Source organism: Anaerotignum sp. (genome assembly GCF_017483025.1).
Lineage (GTDB): Bacteria > Bacillota > Clostridia > Lachnospirales > Anaerotignaceae > Anaerotignum_A.
The window spans coordinates 1-11,541 of record NZ_JAFUMA010000102.1; the positions used below are offsets into that span (position 1 = coordinate 1).

General features: G+C 39.8%; 14 protein-coding genes and 1 pseudogene. All 15 read right to left on the reverse strand.

Features of this window, described 5'->3' with window-relative positions:
* The coding region (locus IJ369_RS08910; protein ID WP_290718286.1) for a type IV secretory system conjugative DNA transfer family protein at positions 1-511 on the reverse strand (511 nt) is incomplete at its 3' end.
* 76 nt (positions 512-587) lie between these two features.
* Complete coding sequence (locus tag IJ369_RS08915) at positions 588-2,087, reverse strand: DUF3991 and toprim domain-containing protein (RefSeq protein ID WP_290718259.1); 1,500 nt, start codon at positions 2,085-2,087, stop codon at positions 588-590.
* Positions 2,088-2,129: 42 nt separating this feature from the next.
* Positions 2,130-2,948, reverse strand: a complete 819-nt coding sequence (locus IJ369_RS08920; RefSeq protein WP_290718261.1) for an amidoligase family protein — start codon at positions 2,946-2,948, stop codon at positions 2,130-2,132.
* A gap of 12 nt (positions 2,949-2,960) precedes the next feature.
* On the reverse strand, positions 2,961-4,349 hold the full coding sequence (gene mobP3, locus IJ369_RS08925; RefSeq protein ID WP_290718263.1) for a MobP3 family relaxase: 1,389 nt from the start codon (positions 4,347-4,349) through the stop codon (positions 2,961-2,963).
* Complete coding sequence (locus IJ369_RS08930; protein ID WP_290718265.1) at positions 4,350-4,781, reverse strand: hypothetical protein; 432 nt, start codon at positions 4,779-4,781, stop codon at positions 4,350-4,352.
* Between the two features lie 462 nt (positions 4,782-5,243).
* Positions 5,244-5,810: a hypothetical protein gene (locus tag IJ369_RS08935; protein ID WP_290718267.1), complete on the reverse strand. Its 567-nt coding sequence runs from the start codon at positions 5,808-5,810 to the stop codon at positions 5,244-5,246.
* A 5-nt stretch (positions 5,811-5,815) separates the two neighbouring features.
* Positions 5,816-6,397, reverse strand: coding sequence for a ComF family protein (locus IJ369_RS08940; protein WP_290718269.1), 582 nt, complete (start codon positions 6,395-6,397; stop codon positions 5,816-5,818).
* Entirely contained in the window at positions 6,397-6,594 is a 198-nt protein-coding gene (locus IJ369_RS08945; RefSeq protein ID WP_290718271.1) for a hypothetical protein, read from the reverse strand. The genes IJ369_RS08940 and IJ369_RS08945 overlap by 1 nt, the downstream gene beginning before the upstream one ends.
* A gap of 45 nt (positions 6,595-6,639) precedes the next feature.
* Positions 6,640-6,903 (reverse strand): DUF6103 family protein, encoded by a 264-nt coding sequence (locus tag IJ369_RS08950; RefSeq protein ID WP_290718273.1) that lies wholly within the window; start codon positions 6,901-6,903, stop codon positions 6,640-6,642.
* 59 nt (positions 6,904-6,962) lie between these two features.
* Positions 6,963-7,532, reverse strand: coding sequence for a hypothetical protein (locus tag IJ369_RS08955; RefSeq protein WP_290718275.1), 570 nt, complete (start codon positions 7,530-7,532; stop codon positions 6,963-6,965).
* 35 nt (positions 7,533-7,567) lie between these two features.
* Positions 7,568-8,050 carry a GNAT family N-acetyltransferase gene (locus IJ369_RS08960; protein WP_290718277.1) on the reverse strand — a complete coding sequence of 161 codons (483 nt, stop codon included), beginning with the start codon at positions 8,048-8,050 and terminating at the stop codon, positions 7,568-7,570.
* 62 nt (positions 8,051-8,112) lie between these two features.
* Entirely contained in the window at positions 8,113-8,658 is a 546-nt protein-coding gene (locus tag IJ369_RS08965; protein ID WP_290718279.1) for a hypothetical protein, read from the reverse strand.
* 12 nt (positions 8,659-8,670) lie between these two features.
* On the reverse strand, positions 8,671-9,615 hold the full coding sequence (locus IJ369_RS10955) for a C40 family peptidase (protein WP_290718281.1): 945 nt from the start codon (positions 9,613-9,615) through the stop codon (positions 8,671-8,673).
* Between the two features lie 18 nt (positions 9,616-9,633).
* Entirely contained in the window at positions 9,634-10,548 is a 915-nt protein-coding gene (locus IJ369_RS08975; protein ID WP_290718284.1) for a YodL domain-containing protein, read from the reverse strand.
* 12 nt (positions 10,549-10,560) lie between these two features.
* Positions 10,561-11,541: pseudogene (locus IJ369_RS08980) on the reverse strand (type VI secretion protein); the annotation flags it as partial.

Sequence of the window (11,541 nt, forward strand, 5' to 3'; positions counted from 1 at the left end):
CTTTATCTATCAGATTACCATTCTGCAAGTAAGCGTCCATATATCTATTCACCATATGGAGCATATTGAAGCCATCGCTCTGGGTCGGATTTCGCAAATCCAATACGGAAATATCATAGCCGTAATATTTCTCTGCAATAGGGGCATAGCTGCGGAGCAAATCACCTTTCGTATCTGTCGTAACAAAACTCATCCCCGAAGCACAACAGTATTCTAGGTTGGGATATAGAAACTTTGCTGTTTTACCAACACCCGCTGCACCGATCATCAGTGCATGAACATCGCCTTCCTCAATGATCGCTTTCGCTTTTTTCTTCTGAAATGTTGCTCCGATAATAATTCCCTGTGGTAGATTCTTTGGATTCTCTTTTCTCCATTTCTTGGGCTCATAATCGATCCGCTTGAAGTTCTGGTCGATTTCCTTTGCAGTCGCAAAGCTGGCAGAGCCATGTTGTCCATCACCAACTGTCTTGCTTTTAATGTCCAATGTTTTTCTGTCCAGAAACATCATTAGAAGGATAAATGCTCCAAAAAGCAAACCCAAAGGGATTACTGCCATCAATCTATCTGACATATCTTCATCTCCTTTACCTCATATCCAGTTTTTCAATTTCATTTTTTCTGGCATCCAGAATACTATTTCGTCGTTCCAGTTCCAAGGGATAGTCCGTTTTGATATAAACTGCAGCTTTGATCGAAAGATCTGCAATCATTTTCAGACATAAAAAAAGAGACTGACTGTCTTTTTGCAATGCTTTTTCCAAACAGCCAATCTCTTTTTGCAATGTATTGAGCCTTGCCTTCATTTTTGAATGATCAAGATATGCCTTGTATGCCTTTTCCAATTCCATGACAGTATTCTGATATACCGTTAGTTTCGGTAACTCTTGTTGATTTTCGATCACACAAATCAGATCCACCGAAAGATCTGCCATACGAAGCAGGCTTGCTTCCAACTTTTTCAGGGTTCCCTCTATTTTGTTTTCTGCTTCTTTCTGTACCTGCTCAAATTCTTTTTTAATGCCCTCGATATAGAAAATGATCCTTTTTTTGGCAAAGCCATTCTCTTTCCACTTCATATAAGGTTCTTCCGTCTTGGCATTTATAATCCCAAGCCTTCGAACGATTTTATGATAAGTAACCTTTTTCGGATGCGCCTGAGGCAGGATTGGTTCTACATTATTTTCAGCCTTCAGCTGCTCATTCCAATCTTTATAAAAAGGGTATTCCCTATGCAGTTGTTCCGTCGAATAACCCGTTGCCAAAAGTAAATCCATCAACTTTTCTGCCGCTTCGATACCAGCGGGATCATAGTCTGTGCAAATGTAGACATCCATGATCGTTTCTTTATGATCCTCCACGAATTTCAAAAGCGGTTTCGGGGATACCCCATCCAAAGCAATATAGTTTTCTTTTTGCCATTCCTCTGGATATAGAGTAATATAGGACAGCAGATCCACCGCCGCTTCGAAAACAAACAGATTCCGTCCACCACCTCTCCAGCAAAATCCATACTGAGCATCAGAACCCCTCACAGTCATTTTGAAGCCACCGTCTGCAGCAGACTTCTCACTGGCATATCTCGGAATACCATTTTTATCCGTTCCCACAAAAGCGATATTGTTATGCATTTTCTCCTGATAGAGCAGTTTTTGTTCCACAAAGAATTTCACCACATCCGTAGACAGAAATCTCGTTTTTGTCAGATAAGCAAATAGTCGCTTCATGTTGTCAGCCTTTTCAGATAATTGGAATTTTGCCTTCGGCTTTTTCACTTCAAAATTTGTTGTTTCATCTTTTCGATATTCCGGGATTTCTCCGTTCAGCAACTCCTGCATCGCCTCTTTGAATGTCAGTCCATAAAACTCCTGCAGAAATTTCACTGTATATCCGCCATTCTGATTTTTATGGTCATACCAACGGTTCCCACGAACGGAAATACTATCATGCTCTCCGGTAGAATCTCGATAAATCAATCGACTTTCACTACCGGTCTGTTTCAGACGTTCCCCTCGAAAACGAAGATACTCCTCTAGGTCCACTTTATTTGCTTTATCAATTTGTTCTTTCGTATAATACGCCATCATTCTTCCCTCGTTTCTGGAAATAAAAAAGAGCCTCTCGGCTCATCACATACTCATTTCAGGTTCTGACAATTCCAATGTTTCCTCTGGTTCTGGTAACACCTGTACAGATTCTTCATATTTCTTCAGCCATGCAGAATTGCCCTGCAGATTTTCTGTGAACATCTTTCTTGCAAATTTGAACTCATCCCCTACCATACCTGCCCGTACAAGCCAAGTACGAAACAAAAACTTTTCGTTTGGTGAGTCATTTTCTTTCTGACTGATTTTCTTCTGTTTTTCTGCATAGCTACTAATCGTCTGTGTCAACTGAATACAACTCATCACTTCCTGTTCCTTCAAAGTGCTTTTGAAAATCGGGAAAGCTACTGTACCGTTTTCATCCATCTGAGAGCAGTCAGCCAATGCATCAAATTCTCTTTCCAGTGCCTTTTGGAATAATACACCTTTCCCTGAAAAAATATTTTCTAAATTCGTCTGGTAGCGTTCCTTATTCTCAATCCCTATAGCCTCCAGAGTGATCACCAGATTTGTTGTTTCATTCGTCACTGCACCGCCCAAATCCAATCCCGTAACAACTTTACTGAGCATACCAAAATCAGATTCATATAACAGAGGAGAACATATCTTCATGTGATAGAGATGGTTTGCACCAACCATTCTTCCATTTAGATATCTTTCTGAACGAATATTTTCGCCCGGAGCAACGATCCATTCTCTTCCCCTGCTGTCTTTCACCATATATTTATCTCCGTCAAAGGAATACTCCGCCTTCGTTTGAAATAGTTCTCCCATGATCTCCGCAGCACGTTTTCTGGTCATTCCAGTCAGTTCCAAATTGACTCTATATCTTTTCCATCGCATTCCTTTCACCTCCTACATCTTCTGTCCAAGGGCTTCTTTTTTCTCTTTGATTTTTCTCAACAGTTTCTTTTCAGTCGTCGGAATCACCTTTTGTTGCCTATGATAATCATCTTCTATCATACGACTGATATTTTTCAGCAGACGCAGAAATTCCTGTTTGGATCTAGTTCTTGCAAAATCCTGATACATCTTTTCTTCATGCTCCTGATTTTTGATTTCCTCTAGAGTTTTCTGTACTTCAGCCTGTTCTTCGGTTTCTTCTTCCTGCTCGATTTGAAACACAGCCGCTTCTTCTGATAATCGAACTGCACTTTTCAAAACCAGGTTTTTGATATTTCGGAATTCCGGCTCATCTACCAGCCTTCGTCTTGCTTTTTCTTTATTCTGATAGGTAAAAAGCACCTCATCCTTCAATCCCAGCCAACTTTGATAGACTGCATTGATCTTCTCATCCCTGCTGATTTCAGAAACAATAGCATCGACCAGCAATTTATTTTCTCGATCCAGCCTTCCATATACCTTTTTATGTTTCGCTGTTTTCAAGTTCTCAGCCAACTTCAAGAGCAACGCTTCTGCCAACGGATTACCTTCATGCTCCGCACCGATGGCCTTTTTCAATTTAGTATCGAAAAGTTCCTTCAGAGAATTTCGCATCTCATCTTTCTTTTCATAGATGTGATAGAGATCATCCCGAAAAATATCTTTTGCAAAAGTCCTTCGCAAATTTTCAATTCCTTTGTTAGATAAAAACCCTTCTCTCGAATTTTTTGAATAACACATCAAATGGATATGCGGATGATGCCCTTCATCATGGAAGGCTCCATACCACACCAGATTTTCAAGAGGGATATTCATTTCCTTTGCAATATCCGGCACATGGCTTTTCACAATATCTCTCCATGCATCTGCATGATCAAAACCAAGTCTTGTCGCATCTTCTCTGCGAATGGAAATGACATGAGTCCAAATAATACCTTTATGTTCCGCTGCCATTTTTGCTACTTTATTTAAATCAATGGTTTTATCAGATCCATTCCAGAGAGCGTGTCCTTGTTCACTCCGTTCTGCTCTGGGTCTTTTTGCCAGATAACCAACATAGTTATCTATCTCTCCCGATTGAAATATATTTTGTTCTGCGATACTGCTGATCAGTTCAGTCGCATTTGCTCTGGTTTGATGTTGCAGATAATCTTCATATACAAATTGGCATCGTTCTTTCAGTTCATGATTTTTCTTCAATTCTTTTTCGATCCATTGAATTTGTTTTTCTGTAGCCGCTTCCATATCTTCCACCGAAAATTTTTCCGCATAAGGTCTGGTCGCAATATACTTCACATAATTTTTCACCTTTCCTTTTCCAGCGTTTTTCAAATATCTGGATGTAAAAATAATCCTCGACATTTATTCTCCTCTCTGATATTTCACGGCATCCTCCATGCGTATGATGCCATTGATTTTCTTCACCTCATTCACACAGCGAATATGTAGTTTTTGTAAAGTTTCATCATCCATCTCATTGATCGAAGCCAGCATCTGCTCCAGTTTTGCCATTTCAACAGCTATTTTAAAAAGCAATTTTGCAAGCCGCCGTTCTGTAGAAGAAATGGAGCCATCTATGGCTTCTAAAATCACATCGGATAAAAATGCCGTATGACTTTGGGCAGCCAGATATCCGGAATAGAATTCTATCGCCCGTTCAATAAAATCATTCCTGACTGTCATGCCGGACAGCACCATTCCCTCTGTACATTTCAACATGCTCCTTTCCGTTAAACGAATCGTCACTTTGGTTCGTTTCTGCTCCAGTTCAATTTCGGTATATTTACGTCCCAATCACACCACTCCTTTCCGCTGAAATCCAATCATCAGAAGCAAAATTCTGTAGATGTCACACTTGAGGTCACTATACAACCCACTTTTCCCTAAGCGAACATGATTTCATCTGCCTTTTCTGTCTTTGCTTTGATGTCAGTGTTTCATTTCTGATGTCAGTCGACTAAAGCAAAAAATCCCCACACTGTGGGGATTTGAGAGAATTCGGCGGCAATCTGATGCCTGCCTTTAACCTGCAAGTATTTTCGCCTTTCTCGGTTTGCTGGCAAAACCGATCTTTTTCATTCCAAACAGAGGCTGTTCATCGCTCCTTTCGTAAAACAGGAGGAAATTCCGCGAAATCCCTTTAGCCCTTCACCTCCTCGCCTTCGTTCTGAAAAGCCCGCACACGGGCGGACAGGGTGCAAAAAAGGCAGACACTGCTGTCCGCCTTTTTGTTTTCTCTGCTTTCTAAACATTGCATTATACAATATTGAGCATTAATTGAAAGTTTAAATTCTCAAGATATTCTTTAATCTGTTTGTTTTCGCTTAATAATTTATCAAACAATTCTTTTGTTTTCTGTTCACAGAGATTTATTAAGGATTCTACATCCTCAAAACTCTTTACTGCATAGAATTCGCGTTGAGGCTGAAAATACACCATAACTTTTTTATCCATGCTAATTAAATTCAGAATATTATTCAGAGTACCTCTACTCTCGCCATTCCAAATCATCAGACCGCAATCTGCATCTTCAGCCATTTTCAAATCCTTTGCAGCATAATACTGAAAGCCTTTGATGCCTTTTTTTACCGAAACATTTTCTACGTTCCAGCCACCAATATTATTTCTCGCCTTACCTTCCGACGCATAAACAACTACATTTTTATAAAGCTGCTGTGCAAAATGGTTCTGAACAACTGTATCAATGCCATTAGCATCACCAACAAGAATAGTAAATTCTTTTGAAACCATAGTATTCAATTTTTTAATTACTTTCTCATCGAGTTTTTTTATAGCTCGAGGTCCTGCAATAAAAACTTTCATTGATATCACCTACTATTTTTGGTTTTCGTAATCGTCAGAACAAAAATGTCTTTCACTTTTTCGTCTTCCCTTAATGCTCTTACGCATTCATTAAGGGATCTTCCAGTCATATAAAGATCATCCACAATAAGTATATTATACTCTCTTTTTGCGAACTTTTGTAGTGAAATCGTTCCCTCCAGTGCATCTTTTTCTCCATCCAAATTTTTTGATTGAATTGAAGATGTTTTTAAAAGAACATCATTATAGAAGCCTCGATCAATATATTTGCCAATTGCATCTGCAATTTCTTCAGCTGGTTGATACACTCTTGGTTTTGAAGGAGGCACAGAAATTACTATATCAACGCTTCTCAAAGCAGCCCAACTATCGAGAAAAGGTTCTATTTCCTCCATAATCAAATCCAGATTTTCATATACATTTTTATATTTGAAATGGTAAAGCAATTCACCAAGTTTGCTTCTGTCATTCTTAAAAATAGGATGACCAAATACATCTTCTCCGACAATTTCACTGTGTACCGTATGTACATCCATAGCGTATCCTTCTGTCCAGTCACCATATATTTTGATTGGTTTTAATGCCATTATCCTTCCTCCTTGCTGTTATTCTCATCGTATTTTATACCAATTTCTGTAATACACTCTTTCAAACTTTTTGTTCCTGAAAGAATATCCATACACTGTTCTCTCATCTTAGGTGTTAAATCATAGCCTTCCATCTTTGCAGACATCGCCGTATTATCCAGTATTCTTTTCATTTTATTTTCATTTTCAGACGCCATATCAACACCCCTAACTTTCTTTTTATATTATACCATACATCACTTTCATTCCATATTACTATCACAAATTTCTTCAACAAGGTCTTTTTTTATTTCCTCTACCTGCTTCTTTGAAACTGGCTTCTGTTTTACTAATTCATCCTTTTCCTCAATATATTCCCTTACATCGGCAGGTACCAACTTTTTGTAAAGTTTATCCACCGTATCTGACAGTTCTGCTTCGATAGAGATTTCCTTTTTCTTAGCATACCGCAACAAAGCATTATACTTTTCTGAATTAAATTTGATTTGAATTACAGATTGTTTCAATTGTTATCACCTCAACATAAAAAGAAACCGTGTTTCCACAGTTCCTCTCAATTCTAATATTAAATTTGTTTCACATAGACGCAGTCGTAAGGTACATCGTCATCATATAAATTTCTCACCAATACCAGCAATACCTTCTTACCTTCCAGCTCTGATACTGTCTGTAGCATATTTTTCACTCGCCACAAATAATTCCCTGCGATCACATAAATCCATTCTTTTTCTATCTTCGTGATCCTTTCAAACTGACCTTTGAAGATATAAACCAACTTATTTTCAAAGGCAAATTGGAAGTCTCGATGGAAGAAGCCATCTTCCAGATCCAATGTTTTATACTTCAGATCTACCAAAAGATAACTAATCAACTGCGCCAACAACGGTGTAACCACCATTACTACTTTAAACACGATCCCTCTTGACCAAAGACTATGAAAGATAAGAATCTCCATGCAAATAGCCAAGGCGCAAGCCAATATCGCCAGCCCAACTTTTTCTTTGGTCGCCTGCCTCTTTCGGCGTTCCAGCAATTCTATACTCTCACGATGAAAGTCAGCCAACGCCTCATTGATTTCCATATCATCGAAGTCATAAGGAACAACCATATTTTCTTCGTACATCATATTTGGCATATTGGCTCACCTCCATTCTATTATTTTACTGCAGATCAGAATACCAATCTCATCTGATACCAAACTACATTACCATGAACAGACTCTGAAACACCTTCGTCTACAAAACCGAATTTCGCATAATAGTGCAGCAGTTTATCTTTGCAAGTCAGCACCAGACCTTTTCTTCCCTGGGCTTTTGCATCTGCGATTGCCTGTTTCATCAACGCTTCCGCACATCCCTGTCTGCGATAAGAAGGGATCGTATTCACACCAAAAATCATCTGCCAATCGCCTGCTTCATCATGCATCTCAGCCTTTTCATACATTTCATCCGTCAGATCTGGAATGCTTGTCACCATACCATCCACAAATCCAATCAGTTTATCTCCATCAAATAATAACCAGAAATGGTCAGCATAATGCTCCAGACGTCCTTTGAAATCTTTTTCTGTCGCCGCTTCTAAGGGAGGAAAACACTCTCTTTCCACCGCAACTAATGCTGCCAGATCTTCCATTGTCGCTTTTCTAATCAGCATTTTTCTACATCTCCTAACACTATTCTTCATTTTACGACACCACAGCAGAAATTATTTTTCAATCACATCTCCATTTGTGGCTCTTCTTCAGGGCCTGTGATATTCACATACTCCCCAATAATATTTAACGCTTCATAGTAGTCCTTTGCTTCCTGTGTTACTCTTTTCGTCATTTCCTTTGCCTGTTCAGGCATATCATTTTCCCGCAAAGTTCTTGCTGCAATGCCAAGCAGATTGAAGATATTGCCATTCTGACCGATCAATTCACAGTCCGGTTTCTCAGGCTTAGCCGTTTCATAATCCCATCCAAAGCGGTTGAACTTGAAATCACTGAGCCATGTTCCACCAAAGATATAATGGGTATTGAGCCGCCAAATAGCCAGCTTTCCAATGTCAAGTTCCACATCCTTCATTTCAAATACCAGATGAGGAACGTCATCATAATCAAAGGCATAGACCTCATCAAAACTGCTATCGTTTTTCAAAATTCCTTCCTGCCGCAGCATCTGATGGATGCCATCAATCCATTCGTTTAGATCACCACCACAGCCGGGGATCACAAGCCCTTCCCTGATATTTTTCAAATCTTCTATTTCAATCTTCTTCATCGATCTACCTCCTCATAACCTTCCGTATGCATAAAAATGTTTGATCCAATAGGAACTACCCAAGTTCGCATAGCCAATAGGGTCACCACAATGGAGCATCTGATTATCTCCAACGTAAATACCAACATGGGTCACAGGATTACTGCTCTGATATGTCCCTGTAAAAAACACCAGATCCCCAGGCTTCACTTCGTTCTTTGGCACCGGAATACACTTATTATAGATAGCCTGGGCAGAAGTTCTTGGCAAATTATGAACACCAGAATGGGTATAGACCCAACATACAAATCCGGAACAGTCAAAGCTTGTTTCTGGTGAACTGCCGCCCCAAACATACGGAAATCCTATGTACTTCGTTGCCTCACTCATCAACTGTGCAAAAGTTTCGTCATTGAAAGCTTCACCGGGGATACCAATCATTTTATCTGTTACTGTATAACCATATCGGATATACAGATACAAACTTCGGATTTCCTCTTTCTGTTGACCTGTAAACGCCATAGAAAGATAATCTTCCAGCGCCGAATATATCGTCTCGTCATCCTCGCAGCCATCGAAGCAATCCACATAGTCTTCATAAAATTCCTCGCCGAATTCAGATAAATCTTTCATAAAATAAAGGACATAAAAAAAGGACTTGACCTTGATTTCGTCAATCCCCTCCGCATCCATCTCTTCTATTGCTATTTCTATCTGATCAAATGCCTCTATCATCTCCTCCATATAATCAGTCAGTTCCTCTGATGCACCGCTTGGAATCGGGCCACCATCAAATACAATCTTAGCGATTTCTCTACTGTATCCTGCCTCTCCATTGACAATCGAAACAATCGTCAAAAGCGGCAGCAGAATGACAACCACAATACCCACAACGGTAGATGCAAACAGCGTTCTAACTCGTTTATCGTGTGCCAGATCCAACGCCTTCTTCGCAAGGATCACTGCTGTTGCTGACAATTCGCATCCCCACTTTCCTTACATCATCTGCATATTTTCCTCCATGCTCTGCTCCTCTTCCAACTGAAGAGACTCCTTTAATTCTTGTACAATGGCGTAGACTTCAGGATTCATCCAATCACTGGATTTCTTGAAATCAGAAATCAGTGTATCCTCGCCAGAAATACACTGGAGAAAATCTATCGCTCCAATCTCCATCTTTTCGATGCCTAATGCTTTCCAGTTGCTCTCTGGCAGGTTTCGGTAGGCTTCCACGGCATCATCCAGCCTTTCGTAAGATGTGACTGCAAGGGGTGCAGCATTCAGATCATCTACCACATAAAAATGATGGATAAACCGTTCATGGTATCGCAAATATTCCACGTCATCTTTGGAAACCACCTTTTCCACCTCCGAAATATGAAAGCTAAACTGTTCCCCAGCCGAACCCTTTCCATACAAAATCTGATCCCAATTCTGCCAGTCAACTTTCTGATCCTGCTCTACAAAAAGATATTCACCATCGTATAAATAAACGGTATCCCCGTCAGTCAAATGGTCAATCTGTTCCACAATACGGATATCATTGGTCTGTTTAATTTCCATAAGGAACTGCGGCACATCCGTAAAACCAACGGAATCAACAAACAGAGCATCCACCTTTCTGCCATTATTCATTACAATCACATCACCTACAGATAAGGAGTGCCCTTTAAAATCCTTTGGTCGTTCCAGATTGAACCTTCTGAAAATTTTTTCTGGATTGTCGAACACCCGCAGCGGCGCGATATAAATCAGTTCATAATTTTCTCTGCTAATTGCCATATCGTGTTTTCGGAGGTAGTCCGTATTCATGAAATGATACTCAGATTTATCCTTTTTCAACTGATAAATCCCTACCAGATTTCTTCGTCCATGTACCAGATTTGTTTCTCTTAATTTTTCATCTTTCATCTAAATCCCTCCTTATCGTCCTCCAGCATTCCCAAACAATTCTTCTTTATATTTCTGCGCTTTGACCACCAGATGATAAACTTCCGAACCATGACGAAATACACAGACGCCTTTGGTCGGGGTACTGATCAGATCAAACAGACAGTCATCCAACCGCAGCATTTCGATATACTCCTTCTTATAGATATTACCTGGGTTAAATAAAAACTGGTGTGTGGGAATGGCAAACAGCGGTTTCGTCATTTCTTTTACATCCTGCCGATTGAAATCCTCAATATTCTGACTGGCGATGACCACAGCACTATCCTTCTTTCTCACTCGTTTCATAGCATTTCGGATATATTCAATAGCAGTCAGGTTCGTTAAAAACAAATATAATTCATCAATAAATGCTGCTGTATTGCCTTTGGTCAGCAGTGCATCTGACATATAGGAAAGCACATTGAACAACATCGCATTTCGAATGGATGTATCAGTCTCCATGATACCTTTGACACCGAAGCAGATAAATTTATCTGTAGTGATATTGGTATATCCATTGAAAAATTTACTGTCTGCACCAATACAAATGGATTTCAGTTTCAGACAGAGGTTTCGTACCGTTTCTCTGGTGAAAATATTTCGTTTGCCGTCCTCATAGCCATTCAAAACATTTTCCGCATAGGCATATAAATCCGATAAAATTGGGTAATCCGTACGAGTCAGATTTGAAAGTCTGGTATCATCAGTGATTCCTTTCTCCCTGTAAAGCTGCTCCATAAAAATCTCCAGCACATCGATTTCGGCACTGGTGAAATACTTATAGGAACGGAAAAAATCCCGCAGGAAGGAAAGGTGCCTAGATACCACAGAACCTCTTTCTTCTTCCCATCGTTTCGGTTCCAATACGTTTATGATGTACTCGCCGCCGGTCAGATCGATATAGCAGCCTTCTAAATTCAAGGTCAGATCCACATACTCCATTTCCGGATCTAAGCAAATGATGTCCATACC